Genomic DNA, 18,060 nt, shown 5'->3' with positions numbered 1-18,060 from the left:
CCCGCTTGGCACCGCCAACACAACCGATGACAGGCCCCTGTTAAGGCTGATTGCCGGTTAAAAAACAGGCCAGGCGTAGTCGAACGTCACTCACTCACCGGCCGCATCACCCCATTTTCCTGTGATACACAGCCAGATCGAGAAAAACGGTCATTACGTGTATAATGGCGCCATTATTTCGTCCTTTATGCAGTGGGTTAAACCTAACCGGCTGATAGTTAAGATATTTAAGGTGAGAACAACATGGGATTCAAATGCGGTATCGTCGGCCTGCCTAACGTAGGCAAATCCACCCTGTTCAACGCGTTGACCAAAGCGGGTATCGAAGCAGCCAACTTCCCGTTCTGTACCATTGAACCTAACACCGGTGTGGTACCGATGCCCGATCCGCGTCTGGACCAGCTGGCCGAGATCGTTAAGCCTCAGCGCATTCTGCCAACCACCATGGAATTCGTTGACATCGCGGGCCTGGTTAAAGGTGCGTCCAAAGGTGAAGGCCTGGGCAACCAGTTCCTGACCAACATCCGTGAAACCGAAGCGATCGGCCATGTGGTTCGTTGCTTTGAAAATGACAACATCATTCACGTAAACAACAAAGTTGACCCGGCTGATGACATCGACGTCATCAACACCGAGCTGGCACTGTCGGATCTCGACACGTGCGAACGTGCTATTCACCGCGTGCAGAAAAAGGCGAAAGGCGGCGACAAAGACGCGAAAGCCGAACTGGCCGCACTGGAGAAATGCCTGCCACAGTTGGAAAACGCCGGTATGCTGCGTGCGCTGGATCTGTCCGAAGAAGATAAGGCAGCGATCCGCTACCTGAGCTTCCTGACGCTGAAACCAACCATGTACATCGCCAACGTCAACGAAGACGGCTTCGAGAACAACCCATACCTGGATAAAGTGCGTGAAATCGCGGCGGGCGAAGGCTCGGTAGTGGTTGCCGTATGCGCCGCGGTAGAGTCAGACATCGCCGAACTGGAAGACGAAGACCGCGCAGAATTCATGGCCGAACTGGGCCTGGAAGAGCCGGGCCTGAACCGCGTGATCCGTGCCGGCTACGAGCTACTGAACCTGCAAACCTACTTTACCGCCGGTGTAAAAGAAGTTCGTGCCTGGACCATCCCTGTTGGCGCCACCGCACCGCAGGCGGCCGGCAAGATCCACACCGACTTCGAGAAAGGCTTTATCCGCGCACAGACCATCGCTTTTGAAGACTTCATCACCTACAAGGGTGAGCAAGGTGCCAAAGAAGCCGGCAAGATGCGTTCAGAAGGTAAAGACTACATCGTTAAAGATGGCGACGTGATGAACTTCTTGTTCAACGTCTAAGCCCCAGCCTCAAACTCAAAAAACCACGCTCCGGCGTGGTTTTTTCTTTTCATATCGCCTGACAATATCCGCGAACACCGGGTATCAGCTCTTGAACATGTCATGCCTTTCTCAATAAAAGCAGCCACAATGCGAGTGCGGAAAACACGGCATATATCGCCATAAAAAGGAAAATAGAGGCTAATAACGCGCTAAAAACACCCATTTTATCCGCCAGCCAACCTGCAGCCAAAGGCGTGGCATTGAACAAATAAACGATAAAGTAAAACTTTGATACCGCATGCCAATCCGGCGCCGCCAAAGACATTTTATTCACCAAAATGGCGCCCCCCACAAAAACCGCGCCATACGAAAAGCCGGACAACGCCAGGCTGATTGCGGCACTCAAAACAGAACCGTCCTCCAAAGCCATAGTCATAATCACCATCGAGAAAACTTGCGCAATCAGCCCCAGTATCAAAGAGAACTCAGGCTTCAAAAAACGCGGGAGCGTCAACTGCACCACGCCGGCAACCAACAAATAACTCGTGGCGATATAGCCAAAGTAAGCGGATGACTGAAGCCCGAACACATCAATTGCCGTCGTCGGCCCCAGAGAAAGGATTAATGCGGCATAGGACCAAGAGATGAATACACACAACGCAAGCAGGTAAAAGCGGGTTTTACTAAAGTCAGCGTCATTATTTTCTGTCGCTTTCGCCCCCACTGCACTGGCGCTCGGTGGCGTATGCTTCGGCCAAAAAATAACGATGGCGAGAGCGGATAAAGAAACAAGTGTGGCGATGGTCACCGACGGCGATGCGAGGGGATAAAACGCCAGCTGAGAATAAACGCTGCTGATCATCGGCCCCAACGCCAGACCGGTCACCAACGCCAAACTGCCCAGTTGTGCGGCGCGTTTTGCACTGTCACCCTGGCTGAACTTAATCAACAGCGTGTTAATTATCGCCGTCACCATTCCAGCACCCAAACCGGAAATAAACCTGAAAGCGCAGAGCGCGTGTAACGAACCGGCAAATGAAAAGCACAGCGTTGGCACCACCACAACCATCAGCGAGGCAACCAGCATTAATTTGGCATTTTTACCGGTTATGTTGAGCTTCCGTGATAGAAACAGTGCCAGCAGCACGCCAAACCCGTATGAAGAAAAAATGAATGTCAGGTCGATATTACGCAGTTCAAAGGTTTCTTTATATAATGGATATAACGGCGTAGGAGAGCCACTGTTCAATAAGATAAAAAACAAAGCGGCCGTTAGCGCCGCCAATATGCCCTTATGGCCTCGGGTTATCTGAGAGTAAGTCATAATACCACCGTCATTGAAAACCCAAAGGGTAACACCCTACAAGACCGTGAACTTTCGCCCCCGCACTTTTTTTCTTATCATTCGGACATTAAAGCCAAATAGCCTATTGAAAGACGGCCGCCAACACACACCATGTATTCACCCACGACAGCCGCAGGGCGGTATGTACAGACATGTCCAAAATAGCTATTATTCCAATAATAAATTTTATCAGAGCAGGTAATGATGGATCCGTTATCCGATATTGTTTCCAGGCTAAAAATAAGCAGTCAGAAAATTGTCACTTTTGACATGGCTATCAATACCAAAGCGCTGTTTCCAGAATATTCCGGCATGAAGATCTACATTGCCAAGAGCGGCTCGTTTTTCATCAAAATGGATGGGGATACAGCCACTTATCAAATTGACCAAGGCGATGTGCTGATTTTATCAAGCGGACGAGAATTCAGTATTTTCGATAACGCCAATGCCCCGTCTATCGATATAAGAAAAATCCACGTGATGAAGGACAGATCCTCTTACTTTACCAATGGAGGGAACGCTTTCTCATTTGTGGGTTGTCGATTCGTATTCCAAATCAACGACACCTTCCGCTTTATTACCAGTCTTCCTGAACCCATAGTGATCAAAACGCAAAGAGAAGAAAACGAGGGCATTAAGGATTTCTTGACCCGACTGTCATCGGAGATAGAAAAGCCGGGCCCCGGTGCAGAGTTAATCACAGAACATCTTTTACAAATCATTTTTACACAGGCGTTGAGAGTGCTGTTGTCCTCAGGCGCGCTTGGCCGTGGCGAGGGTTGGTTTTATGCGATGGCTGACAAAAATATCGGACTGGCACTGACCTGCATACACGATCAGCCGGGAAAGAAATGGCGTCTGGATGATCTCGCCAAAGTTGCCGGCATGTCACGCACCGCCTTTACCACAAAGTTCAGAAGGCTGGCCGGCTATAGCGTCAACGAGTATATCCGCGTCTGGCGGTTTAGCCTGGCCATCGAGCGAATGGTGACCAATAAAGAAAAAATATCCCAAATCGCATTTGATCTGGGATACGAATCGGAAAGCGCGTTCAGCACCGCGTTCAAAAAAAGCATGGGGGAATCGCCAAGAAGTTACATCAGTAACCATGTTCCCTGACGAACCAACGGCGGCACATCCCTGTGCATTTCTTATGCTGTTATGCTTTTTCTGCAAACCAGACAGCGGGGAGATCCGTCTGCAACGTTATTGTTTTAATTTGCGTGTAGGCATTGAGCGTTTCTTTGCAAAACTCTCGACCAATCCCGCTGTTCTTGTAGCCGCCGAAGGCGGTGCCATCGGTAATATTTGAATAACGGTTGATCCAAACGGAGCCCGCTTCCAGCCTGTCGGCGGTATCCATGGCGTTTTTCAGACTGGTAGTGTAGATCCCTGATGCCAGGCCATATTCGCTATCGTTAGCCTGCGCGATCATCTCTTCGTAATCAGACCATTTGATCAACGTCAGTACCGGCCCAAAAATTTCCTCCTGGCAAATACGCATCGTATTTTGCGCAGAAAAAATCGTAGGTTCGATGAAGTACCCTTGCTCGCAACCGGCTACGATGCGGCGTTTCCCACCGGTTAGCAACGTTGCGCCCTCATCAAGGCCCGTTTGTATATAAGCGAGCACCCGCATGCCCTGTTTTTCAGAAACCAGGCAGCTGACGCGAGAGTGCTCCTCTAAAGGCGAACCTATACGAACGCGTTCAAAAGACGCCACCAGCTTGGCACAGAAACTGTCGTAAATATCTGCATGAACGAACAGCCGTGTTCCCGCCAGGCAAGACTGCCCGTTATTGTGGATGGCGGCGAACGTCACGTTATCCACCACCGCATCAATATCGCTGATATCAGGGAACACAATATTGGGGCTCTTGCCGCCCAGTTCCAGCGTGACAGGCACCAGCCGTTCAGCCGCCGCCTTGGCGACCAGCTTGCCTACTTCCGTGCTGCCGGTGAAAGATAGCTTGCGCACCTTTTTATTGCCGGTGAGCGCCGCCCCCGCCACGCTCCCCAACCCGGTAATGATGTTGACGACGCCAGCGGGGAAAATCTTGGCAATCATCTTTCCCAGTTCCAGGGTCGAAAGCGAAGCGTTTTCATCGGCCTTCAGCACCACCGTATTACCGGTCACCAACGCCGGTGCCAATTTGAATGCCGCCATAATGGCCGGTGCATTCCAGGGAATAATCTGTCCACACACGCCAAGCGGCTCGCGCTTCGCCAGGCTGTAGCCATCTGCAATCCCCCTTCCGGTGTCCTCATGCCCCATGATCACCGAAGCAAAATAGCGATAGTGCCTGACCGCCGTTTGGTAATCACGGCGGACTTCACTGATACAACGGCCCACATCCTGCGCGTCGATGTGTGCCATTCTTTCCATGTCGCTTTCCAGCATATCCGCCAGTTGCAGCACCAGGCGTGCGCGGGCCTGTTGCCCTAACGCTTTCCATGCTGGGAAAGCGGCTTGTGCCGCCAGGACGGCGCGTTCAACATCCTGTTCGTTGCAGTAGTGCAAATCCGCCAGACGTTCTCCAGTCGAGGGCGAAATGACAGGATGGATGTCTGCGCCATCCAGCTCAAATACGTTGTTAATCAGGGGCCCGTAGGCTTTATTCAATTTCATATTCATTCCAACAAGCATTAATGTAAGCCGCCGCCGACGATCAGGTTCTCACCCGTCACCCAACCCGCCTCATCCGACGCGAGATAAGCCACGGCCGGCGCAATGTCCTCAGGCGTGCCAATCCGGCCCAGCGGCGTAATTGACTCAATGTGCGTTTTAAACCCGGTGTCAAAGAAGCCGCTGTCATGCACACCTTCGGTTATAACCAGCCCCGGATTGACCGCATTGACTCGAATATTTCGCCCACCGAGTTCATTAGCCAATGTCTTGGTGATTGAATCCACCGCAGCTTTTGACGCGGTATACACCAGCGAATTGGCTGGCGTAAACGAAGTTACGCTAGAGCTAATATTGACGATGCTGCCGCCAGATTCAGGCATAGCGGCGACCGCCGCCTTGCAGCAATAAATCAGCCCTTTCACATTCAGATTAAAATGTCTCTCATATTCGCTATCGCTGAACGCTTCCAGACTGTTCGTCGCATAAACCCCGGCATTATTGACCAATACGTCTAACCGGCCATATTGCTCGACAATTTCTTGAATCAACCCGTTAACTTCGGCTTCGATACCGACGTTAGCCTGCAACGGGAAAGCGACGCCGCCTTGCTCATTGATCGCTTTAACCAATCTATTGGCATCGTCTTGCCCACGGGAATAGTTAATGAAAACAACGGCGCCTTCTGCCGCCAGGCGTTTAGCAATCGCTGCGCCAATTCCCTTTGAACTGCCTGTAACCAGGGCTACTTTATTTTCAAAGCGTTTCATTAGTCATTCTCCTCGGTGTCAGTAAAATTCAGGGAGGAGATTACGTGGATCACGCGCAATGCTGCATAGCTGGACGAACATAAAACCTTATCGAACGAACAGCATTGTCAGCATGTAAATTGAGCGCCCGACAATAAACGCGCAATCAGAATGACAACCACAGGCGGCAACCATCCCCTGCTCTGCTTTACGATTTTTGCTGCATAGTTCTGCGAGTACGGAAATTGAGAGTTCGTCAGTTATCTCAATCCACCCCCCAACGTGGATTTTTTGTTTTAACCGATGATATTGATTTTGAGCCACGTCAGCGCAATAATATACAGCGTATAAATATGGAGCGCTCAATGGTTACCGCACACGTTTTCATCGCATGCAGTCTGGATGGTTTTATCGCACGGCAAAATGGCGACATCGACTGGCTATTGCAACGCGACACCTCGGCCGAAGATCATGGTTTCGACGACTTTATCGCTGACAAAGAGATGATCCTGATGGGAAGAGGCACTTATGAAAAAGTGCTCACCTTCGATAGCTGGCCTTATAACCTCCCGGTACTCGTGCTGTCCGAACAGCTGGCCAAAGAACCGGTTCCTCTGGCTCTGGAGAGCAAAGTCCGGTTCTCCACTCTCACGCCAAAGCACGCGCTTGAGTCATTGGCCGAGCAGGGAGTGCATCGGGTGTATGTTGATGGCGGGCAATTAATACAGTCCTTCCTGCGCGAGGGGCTGATCGCCGATATGGTGATCACCACCGTTCCCGTGCTACTGGGTTCGGGCCGGCCGTTGTTCGGCGATATGGCACAAGACATCGGTTTAGCACTGGTATCAAGCCGAAGCTTCCCTTCGGGCCTGGTGCAGTCCCACTATAGGGTGCTACCCCAGTGACGCGCCCACGCGGACGGCCGACCAACGGCAAAGGGGTGGCGCGAGATGACATTCTGAATGCCGCTCTTGGCCTGATGGATGAAAGTGGCGGACAAGGGCTGACGATGCGTGCCCTCGCCGCCCGGCTTGGCGTCACACCAATGAGCCTGTATCACCACATTGGTGACCTTGCCGGGCTGCTACGCGCCTTGTCGGATCGCGTTTATGCGGAAACGCTGGCAGGATTGGACGGGTTGCCAGATCATCAGGCAGAAATTCGCACTTTGCTCACTCGCTACCACCGTGCTGTGGGTCACCATCCCCAATTAACGCTGGCGATTTTTGCTACACCCGAAGCCTTTGCCGGGGTAACCCGTCAGATCACCGATCGCCTCATGGCCTTGCTGGCCAAGATCACGACAGATCCCCTTCTTTGGCGCGATATTTTGATTGATCACGCGCATGGCAGTGGCTTGGCCCTTGTTTCGGTTCGCGGCGAGCCCCTACAAGTCCAGGCACTACAAAAGCAATATCAACAGGCTCTTGATCGTCTGCTGAACACGTTATCCGCGAGCGCGTAGCACCTTATCAATCAACCCCCACTCTACCGCCTCATCAGCACTCATAAAGCGGTCGCGATCGAGAACACGCTCGACCTCTTCATAGCTACGGCCACAGTGTTCGGCGTACAGCCGGATCACGGTGTGCTTGGTGCGCTTCATCTCTTCAGCGTGGATCAGAATATCTGACGCCTGCCCCTGAAAACCTCCCAGTGGCTGGTGCACATGCAAGCTAGCATTGGGCAGCGCCATGCGATGCCCCGCTTCCCCCGCCATCAGCAACAATGATCCCATCGAACGCGCGGTGCCCATACATAACGTATGCACTGGCGCATTGATGTATTGCATGGTGTCGTAAATGGCAAAACCACTGGTGATCACGCCGCCCGGCGAATTGATGTACAGATTGATCGGTTTCTCTGGATTTTCAGCCTCAAGAAACAGCAGCTGAGCACAGAGCATTTCAGCCACCTGATCGTTTACCTCGCCGTTCATGAAAACGATACGGTCACGCAGTAAGCGCGAATAAATGTCGAACGAACGTTCTCCCTGGCTGGTCTGTTCCACCACCATAGGGACGAGCAGCATCGATTCACGCATGGGTGAACTCCTGTTTTCAGATTGGAAAGATAAATTGAACGTCAGGCAGCGCGCATCAGGTGGCATCCGCTGTCGTTCGCTGCCGTTAACCGGTCGTCGTTTAGCCGGTGAATAACACGCAGCAGGCTGCCACCCGCCGCGGTGGGCTGAATTTGCAACGTCACGGTGCTTTCGAGGAACGGAGGTTGGTCATCACGCATCCGGTAACTGATTTCTTTGCCCGGTGTCACCGCAACAGGTTCAGCATCGGCCAATGTAGTATTCGGTAACCATTGTTCGCGCAATGCCGGGATGCCAATCGCCCGCCAGACCTTCTCTACCGGTGCATCGAGACGGTATTCCAGCACCAGTGACTGCGGGTTGGCATCGGTCGGGTTCATTGGTCCATCTCCTTTAACAACACGTTCAACCTGTCGATACGTGCCGGCCAGAAGGCACGGTATTTATCCAGCCACTGGGCTATCAGTGCCAGTCCGAGTGGATCCACCTGATAATTGACGAAACGGCCCTGGCGCGCTTCGCACACCAGACCAGCCTGCCGCAACACCGCCAAATGCTGTGACATCGCCGATTGGCTGATAGGCATACCTTCACGCAGCGCGCTGGCATTCATGCTGCCAGCGGCCAGTTTCTCGAAGATGGTGCGCCGGGTGGGATCCGCCAGCGCTTTGAAGATGTCATTTTCATTCATGACTAAACATTAGTACTCACTTATCTAATGCGCAAGTTTACAGCGCAAGATAACGGCTGATGGTTAAACCAGGCAAAAATCATCCTGCAAGAGTCAACGCCCCCAAACCGATAAACAACCCGGCGATAGTGGCGCTCATCAGATTAGATAATGTGGCGGCCAGCAACGCGCGCAGCCCCAGGCTGGCAATATCCGAAGCTCGGTCAGGGGCTACCGCACTGAATGCCCCAACCACCACGGCGATCGAGCCAAAGTTGGCGAACCCGCACAGCGCGAAGGAAATCACAGCGACAGTTTTTGGATCCAGCGCGGCAACGGTGTCTTTAAGGTAGGCAGAAAAATTTACGTAAGCGACAAATTCGTTGATGGCCAGCTTTTGCCCAATCAGGCCGCCAACCAAGCCTGCGTTGTCCCAATTAACCCCCATGATGTATGCCAACGGAGAAAACAGATAACCGAACAGCCTTTCCAGGCTCAGGTGTTCCCAGCCCAACAGGCCGCCCACGCCCCCAATCAGGCCATTAATCAACGCAATTAACGCCACAAATGCCATCACCACGGTAGCGACACCTACCGCAATTTTCAGCCCGAGCATTGCGCCGCCGGCCGCCGCTTCGATAATGCTGGCAGGACGTTTTTCGCTAAATGACATTTGGCTGAACTCGACCTGCGACACCTCGGTTGCCGGGCTCAGCATCCGTGCAAACAGTATCCCTCCGGGGATCGCCATCAGCGAAGCCGCCAGTAAATATTCAATAGGTACGCCAAGGCCGGCGTAGCCCACCAGCATCGATCCGGCGATCGACGCCATTCCGCTGCAAATCACGGTAAACAGCTCATTGCGGTTCATCTTGCTAATAAAAGGCTTCAGGACAGCCGGCAGCTCGTTCTGCCCCAAAAAAATGGTGGTTACCGCGGCAAAAGCCTCGACCTTGCTGATCCGCAGCATTTTCTGGAAAACATAACCCAATAGGTTAATCACCCAGCCCATCACGCCCAGGTAATAAAGAATAGAGATCAGCGCAGTAATAAAAATGATTGCCGGCAGAACATGAAAAGCGAAAACAAAACCCGCGCCGTCAAACAAAACATTCATTTTCGGCCCAACCAAGCCACCGAAAATAAATGCACTGCCCGCATCGCTGTACGAAATAACTTTATTGACGCTACCGGCAATCGCATTAATCACCCACTTACCGGCGGGCACATACAACATTATCGCGCCGAGAAGCACTTGCAGTATTAATGCACTGCTTACGGTTCTTAGGCTGATTCTTTTTCGGTTGTTGGAAAAAACAAACGCAATAAGGAGAAGAATACAGATACCAAACAGACTGCGCAGCAAGTCCATAAATCCATCCTTTTGTATCCGGTGTATTTCAAGCCGCAGCGTTGCTAACGGCAATACATGCCGCATCTGTAAGGGGCGAATAAATTCGCCCCGATTCACTCAAGCGGGGTGAAGCGCCCCAATCCTATCCCCGCACAATGTCTTAGGCCGCTTCCTTCTGATAACAGCACGCAATCTGCGCTGCCAATTTGGCGTTGTTGAACACCAATTGAATATTGGCGGTCAGGCTGTCGCCACCGGTCAGTTCAGCCACCCGGGCCAGTAAAAATGGCGTGCTGTCCTTCCCCTGAACGCCCTGTTCAACCGATTCACGCACTGCCCGCTCAATGGCGGCGTTAATTTTATCTTCCGGCACCGCATACTCCGCAGGGATCGGATTGGCAATCACCATGCCGCCCTCCAGGCCCGCCTGCCATTTGGTTGCCATCGCCCGGGCAATTTCCGCCGGAGCATCCAACTGAATGCTCACGCTGAAAGGGCTGGTGCGGCAAAAGAACGCAGGCAGCGTTGGGGTCTGATAACCAATCAGCGGCACACCGTGCGTTTCAAGATATTCTGTGGTCAGCCCTAAATCTAAAATGGACTTGGCGCCGGCGCAGATCACCGCAACGTTAGTGCGCGCCAGTTCCTGTAGATCCGCTGAAATATCAAAAGTGTGCTCAGCACCACGATGTACTCCGCCAATGCCACCGGTAGCAAAAACGTGGATACCCGCCATCTCGGCGATAATCATGGTGGAGGCCACCGTTGTCGCACCCTGTTTACCGGCAGCAACGATAAATGGCAGGTCACGACGACTGACTTTCGCCACCTTATGGCCTTCTTTGCCAAGCAGTTCGATTTCCTCGCGGGTTAACCCCGCTTTCATGCGGCCCTTGATAATGGCAATCGTGGCGGGCACCGCGCCGTTGTCACGGATCTTTTGCTCAACGTCCAGCGCAGTCTGTACGTTTTGCGGGTATGGCATGCCGTGAGAGATGATGGTGGATTCCAGAGCCACAACCGGGCGCTTATTGGCCAAGGCCTCGGCAACTTCCGGCGAAATATCCAGATAGTCATGGGAAATAAGGGTGTTTTTCATGATTGTAGCTCCAACAGTTTTTGAACGCTGCCATTCGACAGGTTAGGGTTATTGGTGAACTCGCAAGAAAGCGTTAATGCCGAACAGCCTTGGGCAAAACGAATGCTGTCTGCCAGCGTCATATCTTCCAGCCAGCAGTGGGCCAGGCCCGCCATCATGGCGTCTCCGGCACCGGTCACGTTGACAATGTTGACGGCCAATGGCCGTGACCAACCGTTTTGCCCGTCGATTTCGCTGTAATAAACGCCCTCGGGCCCCATGCTGAGCGCCAATCGTTGCACCCCTTGTTGGTGGAACCATTGGGCAATCGGGTGCGCGTCCTGTGGCCCGTGAATGGGCATGCCGCTGAGGATTTCGGCTTCGAGGCGGTTCGGTTTGAGCGTATGAATATGGGAGAGCCAACGGCGGATTTTGGGCGCTTTAAATGCCGATACGGTATCAACGAATACCGGTACGCTGCCGGAATGGCCGAATAACCAAGCCAGCGCATCCTCCGTGAGATTACAATCCACTACCAACACTCCCGCATGCTGGATCAGATCTTTAGAGGTGGCCAATAATGCCGGCGTGAGTTTTTCAAGGATCCGCATGTCATTAATGGCTACCAGCATTTCTCCGCTGTTATCGAGCAAAGAAACGTAGGTTGAGGTATTTTCGCCATGCAATTTATGGAAGTTATCGATATGCACTCCCGCCAGCTTTGCCTGCTCCAACAATGTTTCACCATAAAAATCATTACCGACAACGGAAATAAGGTGGCATTCTCGGCCTAGCAACGCGATATTTTGTGCAATGTTTCTGCCTACACCGCCTGGCGTACATTTTATTTTTCCTGGATTAGAATCCTCATAAACCAATTTAGATGCGGCATAACCACAGACGTCCATATTTGTCGAACCGACGGTGACCACATAACTGTGCTCCGACAATATATAGCCCTTGCCTTTTATATATCCTTTATTAATTAAGTTCATTATGTGTCCGGCGACACCAGAGCGGCTAATACCTAAAACATCGGCAATTTCCTGCTGTGGGATCAAAGGATCACGTCTCAGAATATGCAATATCTGTTTTTCTCTGCTGGTCATATTGGACACTTGTTTGTTTTTAAACATGAGTTTGTTTTATAACGACCATGAAATTCAGTAAAGTGAGATTCATATCTTTAACGAGGATTTGGGAAGGCGATCGTAATGCGGATGAATGAAGTTTCAGCAGTAATTCTGTGATAGTCATCAAATTATAAATGCGGTTTTGGGGGGAGGAAGTAGCCTAAAATAATCATTAGCCATAACACAGTATTTTATTCTGACAATAATTCTAGTAAAACAAATGGATAGCGTTTTTGTCTTAAGAGACTAACTTTTGTTTGGTTGGTAGAGTTTAATCGATTTGTGGTGCAGTCTGAAAAAAAGCCATCCCGCAGAAAAGAGATGGCTTTCACAGTTGTCCTGACAACAGGACAGCAGACCAAAATGCGCGGACAACATGAAGAAACGCTGGCTGCTCTGAACAACGATGATCGCGGCGCGTGTCGCAGTGAAGCTGATGAAAAATCCCGGTGCGTTCAACACCTACGCCCCACTCGGCACGGCTCTCAATGCGGCATAACGACTTTTTCACTCAGTAAACCCACCGTTTCCCTGCCAGAACAGGCGACTGGCAGGGTATGAAGACTATGACTTAATCGGGATCACCAGTACGTCAAGGTTCAACTGGTTGATGGCATGCTGGGTGGAGGAAAAGAGCTTGTTCCACAGGTCGTGATGATGGCCGAAGATCACCAGATCGATGTTTTTATCCACGATGGCATTCTTCAATTCTTCAATGAAATCGCCGCGCCCAATAATCACCTCGTTGATGGGGTAGTTCACGTTTTGGGTCAGTGGCTCCATCTCTTTTTTGATCTTGTCTTCAAAAGACACCCCATCGTAATTTCTCTCTGAAAAGCCAATCGCCGCGTGGTAGGTATCATAGTGAACATCGACGTAGATCAGAGAAAGTTTTGCCTGCAACGCGTCGGCCAGCCTCGCGCCTTTTTCCACCAGCCGTTTGCCGTCATCACTCAGGTCGGTGGCAATCACAATATGTTGGTAACACATAGCGCCTCCTGTCATTGATTCATAGAGACCCCAACTTGCGCGGCAACACTTATGTTGCCCCGTTATGGATAATTTTAGTTCAGAACCCTGTGGGATGAGCGAGGATATTGCGGTGGAATGGCCCCTTTACCGGGGCCAGGCAGGCTCAGCGTACGCGTTGTGCCTCAAACCACACATTGCATACCGACAAGATCAACGTGTTGGCGTCTTTCACCAGCACATTGTCCCCCGGGACACCGTCAGTGCCCTGATCGGTGATGCCTTTGATCGCAGTATCCGCATGCTGGATAACGACCCGCTCAACCGCAGGTGTACTGATCCCCAGCATTGGGAAGTCGATATAAGAACTGCTGCCGGAGTTGTCCTCGACAAACTCCTGCGCCTCTACCGTGCTGACGGTAGCACCATCACTTTTCAGCGTGGTGCCATTCCAATTGAAGCCATCGGTCTTATAGCTGATTTTGCCGCCAATCAGGCTTTTCGCCTGTTGTTCGTCCCAACACCCCACCGTTTGCGTCGGCAAGATCTTGCTGACGTGCCAGTTGCCCAACAACGTTTTAGGGATCGGTTCTGCCACGGTTTCCGCCGCCTGAACCTGAATCGCTGATACGCAAGTCAAAACCACCAATGGCAGCAGCGCCTTGCGCCACATGTTAAATTGCATTTTTATTTTCCTTTGGCTATTTGCGCCCCAGGAGGGCTTTCCGTCATCATAATGAGCCGGTGGAACCTGCGTCAAAATAAACTGACTACCAAGGGCACAAACAGGATATCGACACAGAACTCAGGCGGTTTGCGCAAGTTTGACACAGCCTGATGCGGCTCATAGCAAATCGCTATTAATCATAGTGAATCAGTATTTTATTTTAGCCAGGTGATTATCTAGAGTCACAGCCACTATTGAGCCTGCGATAACCAGCAGGCTATTTTGACAAGGACTCTGGGAAATGACATTGACTCTGAAAAAACTCACCGCGGCGCTGGCAATAGCCAGCACCCTCCTGCTGACTGCTTGTGGGCCGACGGCACAAGACGATCACCATATCAAAGTCGGCATCAGTGCAGGTATCGATCAGTCACTGTGGGCGGTGGTGCAAAAAGTTGCCAAGCAGAAGTACGATCTGGATGTAGAAGTGGTGACATTCAATGATTACGTGCTGCCCAACGAAGCGCTGAATAATGGCGATCTTGATATCAACGCCTTCCAACATAAACCTTATCTGGAAAAGCAGAGCCAGGAGCGCGGCTACAAACTGGTCGCAGTGGGGAATACCTTTGTTTTCCCCATTGCCGGTTACTCGAAAAAAATCACCGCTATCAGCCAACTGCCAGACGGCGCTCAAGTCGCCGTGCCGAATGACCCGACTAACCTTGGGCGATCGCTCCTCCTGTTACAAAAACAGGGGCTGATCGTGCTGAAAGACGGCGTTGGGCTACTGCCAACCGCGCTGGATATCGTCAGCAACCCGAAGAAACTGAACATCGTCGAGATCGAAGCGCCGCAATTGCCGCGGGCATTGGATGACAAACAGATTGCGCTGGCGATTATCAACACCAACTACTCCAGCCAGATCGGCCTGTCACCGGCCAAAGACGGGTTGTTTGTCGAAGATAAGAACTCGCCTTACGTCAATATCTTCGCCAGCCGGGTGGATAATCAGAACAATGAAAACGTGAAAAATCTGGTCAAGGCCTACCAGACCGATGAAGTTGCCGCCAGCGCTGTCGACATCTACAAAGGCGACGCGGTTAAAGGCTGGTAATCTGCACCTCCCCCCATGGTGACCATCATGGGGGATTTTGCCCCCTATTTTTGTTCACTTTTCACCCACCAAGCCCGCGATGTATGGATACGCCGCCATCGACCAGCATGGCGGTGCCGGTGACAAATGACGACGCGTCAGAGGCCAGATAAAGCGCCGACCTGGCGATCTCTTCGGGGGTGGCCAATCGTTTAAGCGCATGTAAGTTAGCCACTTGCCTCAATGCCTCGGGGGTATTGCTCATTTGCCTCCCCATGGCGGTATCCGTGCCGCCGGGCAGCAGTGCATTAACCCGGATCCCCAGGCCACCAAACTCCACCGCCAGAGCCTGCGTCAAACCAATCAGGCCCGACTTGCTGGCGGCATAAGCAGCAGTACCAGGGAAGGCCGCAGTATGGCCGACAAAGGTGGAAGTGAAGATCATCGACCCTGCCCCGCGGGCCAGCATGGCGGGGATTTGATATTGGGCGCCATAGTAGGCGCTGGACAAATTGGTCTCGATCACCTCGTGCCACTCATCCGCATTTAACGCCAATGATGGGCGCAATGGCCCCAGCGTACCGGCGTTGTTAAAGGCAATGTCCAAACCACCAAACGTGCCGACCGCTGTATCGACCAAGGCTTTAGCAAAGGCTTCATCCCTGACATCCCCTGCCACCCACTCGGCCAGGCCACCCTCGTACCGAATGTCCATCGCCAGCTGTTCAAGCTGCTGCTCGCGCCGAGCCCCCAATACCACCGAGGCGCCCATCCGGGCAAAAAGCAACGCGGCGGCCCTACCGATGCCCGAACTGGCACCACTGATAATCGCTACCTTACCGCCCAATGTGTTCATTTATCATCCTCATCAAGTCAGGAGACCACATTGTGGGGGAATAGGTTATGTGATGCTCGCTGTAAGCGGACATACAATTGACGCGAAAAAAAAGCGCTGCATGCAGCGCCCTTTCAGCGTTGTAAAACCGCGGTTACTTCGCCACGTATTTCTGCATATTGGCTGGGGTCACCAGCTCGAACGGGATCCAATAGTAAGGATCGAGCTTTTCACCTTTAATCATGCGCTGTGCCACGTCAACCGAGGCCTTGCCTTGGCCGACAGCATCCTGAAATACCGTTACCTGCATCTTGCCGGAAGACAACGCTTTCAAGCCGTCTGGCGTCGCATCTATGCCGCCAATCAACACCTTACTGTCCTTTTTGCCCGCCTGTTGTAACGCCATGATCGCGCCAATCGCCATCTCGTCGTTATTGGCCGCGATAATATCGATAGGCTCACCGTTGGTGATCCAATTGAGCATCAGATCCATGCCCTCACTGCGCGAGTAGTTGGCGCTCTGCTTTTGCACAACTTTCATTTTCGGGTACTTCGCCACCACCTGCTCCACATCCTTGGTACGTTGCAGCGCACCGGCATCGGTCAGGTTGCCAATCATCACGGCGACGTTACCCTGATAGTTTGCCAACCGCGCCAGCTCCTCCATCTGCAATGTACCGGACTGCTTCTCATCAGAGCCAACAAACATCACGCCAGACGGCAGTTTATCGTCACCCGGCGTGCGATTCACATACACCAGCGGTATACCGGCTTTAGTCACCATTTTGGTGATAGCAGGCGTGCCTGCTGAGTTAACGGGATCGACAATAATCGCGTCCACCCCGGCGCTAATAAAGTTCTGCACCTGATCGGTTTGGCGGCCGACGTCGCCACGTGCATCTTCAAATTGCACGTTGATACCGCGTACCTTGGCTTCTTTGTCGATCGAATGGCGAATGATGGTCAGAAAGTTTTGGTCAAAATAGGCCATCGATACACCAATGGTTTCGGCCAACACCGACGTGGAACAACTGAGCGCAGCGACCAACACGATTCTTTTTACGTATTTCATGGCGATTCCCCTGAGGTAAAAAAAAAACGCCGGGCAAATTGCTCCGGCGGGGATTTACGGCAATCAGTGTTTTTTGCGGTTGCGCCGCATGTCGATAGAAACTGCAGCGACGATAATCACGCCTTTGATAATGTCCTGAATATAGGAGTCCACGCCGACAAAGGTGAAACCACTTTTAATCAGCCCAAGAATGACCGCGCCGATCAGTGTGCCGGTAATACGCCCGACGCCCCCCATCAGGCTACTGCCGCCAATCACCGCTGCGGCGATAGCGTCCAGTTCGTAAGACATGCCCATGCTCGACTGACCGCTGCTGACGCGTGCCGCCAAGACCACGCCCGCCAGGCCCGCTAACCCCCCGGCAATGGTATAGACCATCACCAGGTATTTATTGACGTTAATACCGGACACTCTGGCGGATGTCATGTTGCCGCCAATGGCGTAAATGTATTTACCGTAACGGGTGTGTTTCAAGGCGATATGGAAGATCACGGCTATCACCAGGAAGATAATCACCGGCATCGCACCTTGGCCGATGGACGTAAACCCGTCTGACAGGAAGCTGACCGGGTTACCCTGGGTGTAGTACTGCGCCAGACCACGTGCCGACACCATCATGCCCAAGGTTGCAATAAACGGCGGGATACCGGTGCGGGTAATCAGGAATCCGTTGATAAAGCCACAAAGAATACCCACGCCGATCCCCGCACCAATCGGGATTGCAGCGGGCAGATCAAGCAGTGCCGGATACATCGGTGAGATACTGTCGGACGTTTGCGCCAGGCTGGCCGCGACCACGGCGGTCAAGGCAATCAACGAACCGGAAGAGAGATCGATACCGGTAGTGATAATGACCTGAGTCACCCCCACGGCGATAATACCGATAATTGCCACCTGTAACACAATCAGCAGCAGGCGGTTAGGGTTCATCAGAAATGATTGGTCACGGATGTACCAACCGAGAATTTCAAACACCAACGCAATACCGATCATCACGATAAAGATACCGGTGTCTTTCGGCATTTTGCCACTCAGGCCAGAGAACAGTGGCGCTTTACCCGCAAGCGGCTTCTCGACTTTTACATTACTCATGGTGGTTCACCTT

General features: G+C 52.2%; 19 protein-coding genes. 5 read left to right on the top strand and 14 right to left on the bottom strand.

Going from position 1 to position 18,060, the window contains the following annotated elements; genetic code table 11:
* Nucleotides 1-243: 243 nt before the first annotated feature.
* Nucleotides 244-1,335, top strand: a complete 1,092-nt coding sequence (gene ychF, locus JOE25_RS04115; RefSeq protein ID WP_209632842.1) for a redox-regulated ATPase YchF — start codon at nt 244-246, stop codon at nt 1,333-1,335.
* Between the two features lie 100 nt (nt 1,336-1,435).
* Here the strand turns inward: ychF and JOE25_RS04110 are convergent, their stop codons facing one another.
* On the bottom strand, nt 1,436-2,641 hold the full coding sequence (locus JOE25_RS04110) for an MFS transporter (protein WP_209632841.1): 1,206 nt from the start codon (nt 2,639-2,641) through the stop codon (nt 1,436-1,438).
* 222 nt (nt 2,642-2,863) lie between these two features.
* Between JOE25_RS04110 and JOE25_RS04105 the strand changes: the two genes are divergently transcribed.
* Nucleotides 2,864-3,781, top strand: coding sequence for an AraC family transcriptional regulator (locus tag JOE25_RS04105; RefSeq protein WP_245209693.1), 918 nt, complete (start codon nt 2,864-2,866; stop codon nt 3,779-3,781).
* A gap of 40 nt (nt 3,782-3,821) precedes the next feature.
* On the opposite strand, the gene JOE25_RS04100 is transcribed toward JOE25_RS04105, so the two are convergent.
* Together JOE25_RS04100 and JOE25_RS04095 are read right to left on the bottom strand one after the other, a co-directional pair.
* Nucleotides 3,822-5,291 (bottom strand): aldehyde dehydrogenase family protein, encoded by a 1,470-nt coding sequence (locus JOE25_RS04100; RefSeq protein WP_209632840.1) that lies wholly within the window; start codon nt 5,289-5,291, stop codon nt 3,822-3,824.
* 17 nt (nt 5,292-5,308) lie between these two features.
* Nucleotides 5,309-6,058, bottom strand: coding sequence for a glucose 1-dehydrogenase (locus JOE25_RS04095; RefSeq protein WP_209632839.1), 750 nt, complete (start codon nt 6,056-6,058; stop codon nt 5,309-5,311).
* Between the two features lie 344 nt (nt 6,059-6,402).
* On the opposite strand from JOE25_RS04095, the gene JOE25_RS04090 reads away from it, so the two are divergent.
* Nucleotides 6,403-6,942: a dihydrofolate reductase family protein gene (locus tag JOE25_RS04090; protein ID WP_209632838.1), complete on the top strand. Its 540-nt coding sequence runs from the start codon at nt 6,403-6,405 to the stop codon at nt 6,940-6,942.
* Nucleotides 6,939-7,502, top strand: coding sequence for a TetR/AcrR family transcriptional regulator (locus tag JOE25_RS04085; protein WP_209632837.1), 564 nt, complete (start codon nt 6,939-6,941; stop codon nt 7,500-7,502). Before JOE25_RS04090 ends, JOE25_RS04085 begins: the two co-directional genes overlap by 4 nt.
* Here the strand turns inward: JOE25_RS04085 and JOE25_RS04080 are convergent.
* From JOE25_RS04080 to JOE25_RS04045, 8 genes are all read right to left on the bottom strand, one after another.
* A complete protein-coding gene (locus JOE25_RS04080; protein WP_209632836.1) occupies nt 7,485-8,081 on the bottom strand; it encodes an ATP-dependent Clp protease proteolytic subunit in 597 nt (198 codons plus the stop codon). The two genes, JOE25_RS04085 and JOE25_RS04080, sit on opposite strands and share 18 nt — an antisense overlap.
* A 41-nt stretch (nt 8,082-8,122) precedes the next feature.
* Nucleotides 8,123-8,461 carry an SRPBCC domain-containing protein gene (locus JOE25_RS04075; RefSeq protein WP_209632835.1) on the bottom strand — a complete coding sequence of 113 codons (339 nt, stop codon included), beginning with the start codon at nt 8,459-8,461 and terminating at the stop codon, nt 8,123-8,125.
* Nucleotides 8,458-8,772 (bottom strand): metalloregulator ArsR/SmtB family transcription factor, encoded by a 315-nt coding sequence (locus JOE25_RS04070; RefSeq protein ID WP_209632834.1) that lies wholly within the window; start codon nt 8,770-8,772, stop codon nt 8,458-8,460. Before JOE25_RS04070 ends, JOE25_RS04075 begins: the two co-directional genes overlap by 4 nt.
* 79 nt (nt 8,773-8,851) lie before the next feature.
* On the bottom strand, nt 8,852-10,123 hold the full coding sequence (locus tag JOE25_RS04065) for a NupC/NupG family nucleoside CNT transporter (RefSeq protein WP_209632833.1): 1,272 nt from the start codon (nt 10,121-10,123) through the stop codon (nt 8,852-8,854).
* A 142-nt stretch (nt 10,124-10,265) separates the two neighbouring features.
* Nucleotides 10,266-11,204 (bottom strand): pseudouridine-5'-phosphate glycosidase, encoded by a 939-nt coding sequence (locus JOE25_RS04060; RefSeq protein ID WP_209632832.1) that lies wholly within the window; start codon nt 11,202-11,204, stop codon nt 10,266-10,268.
* Nucleotides 11,201-12,319, bottom strand: a complete 1,119-nt coding sequence (locus tag JOE25_RS04055) for a PfkB family carbohydrate kinase (protein WP_209632831.1) — start codon at nt 12,317-12,319, stop codon at nt 11,201-11,203. The genes JOE25_RS04060 and JOE25_RS04055 overlap by 4 nt, the downstream gene beginning before the upstream one ends.
* Nucleotides 12,320-12,880: 561 nt before the next feature.
* Complete coding sequence (locus tag JOE25_RS04050) at nt 12,881-13,306, bottom strand: universal stress protein (protein WP_209632830.1); 426 nt, start codon at nt 13,304-13,306, stop codon at nt 12,881-12,883.
* A gap of 145 nt (nt 13,307-13,451) precedes the next feature.
* Nucleotides 13,452-13,970 carry a hypothetical protein gene (locus tag JOE25_RS04045; RefSeq protein ID WP_209632829.1) on the bottom strand — a complete coding sequence of 173 codons (519 nt, stop codon included), beginning with the start codon at nt 13,968-13,970 and terminating at the stop codon, nt 13,452-13,454.
* 283 nt (nt 13,971-14,253) lie between these two features.
* On the opposite strand from JOE25_RS04045, the gene metQ reads away from it, so the two are divergent.
* Nucleotides 14,254-15,069, top strand: a complete 816-nt coding sequence (gene metQ, locus JOE25_RS04040; RefSeq protein WP_209632828.1) for a methionine ABC transporter substrate-binding lipoprotein MetQ — start codon at nt 14,254-14,256, stop codon at nt 15,067-15,069.
* A 61-nt stretch (nt 15,070-15,130) separates the two neighbouring features.
* Here metQ and JOE25_RS04035 read toward each other — a convergent pair whose 3' ends face one another.
* From JOE25_RS04035 to JOE25_RS04025, 3 genes are all read right to left on the bottom strand, one after another.
* On the bottom strand, nt 15,131-15,904 hold the full coding sequence (locus JOE25_RS04035; protein WP_209632827.1) for an SDR family oxidoreductase: 774 nt from the start codon (nt 15,902-15,904) through the stop codon (nt 15,131-15,133).
* A 133-nt stretch (nt 15,905-16,037) separates the two neighbouring features.
* Entirely contained in the window at nt 16,038-16,955 is a 918-nt protein-coding gene (locus tag JOE25_RS04030; RefSeq protein ID WP_209632826.1) for a sugar ABC transporter substrate-binding protein, read from the bottom strand.
* Between the two features lie 63 nt (nt 16,956-17,018).
* Nucleotides 17,019-18,047 (bottom strand): ABC transporter permease, encoded by a 1,029-nt coding sequence (locus tag JOE25_RS04025; RefSeq protein WP_209632825.1) that lies wholly within the window; start codon nt 18,045-18,047, stop codon nt 17,019-17,021.
* Nucleotides 18,048-18,060: the final 13 nt, after the last annotated feature.

This window comes from Serratia sp. PL17, from assembly GCF_017832355.1.
Classification (GTDB): domain Bacteria; phylum Pseudomonadota; class Gammaproteobacteria; order Enterobacterales; family Enterobacteriaceae; genus Serratia.
Note: the sequence above shows the minus strand (reverse complement) of the source record. Positions and strands in the feature narration are given on the sequence as shown.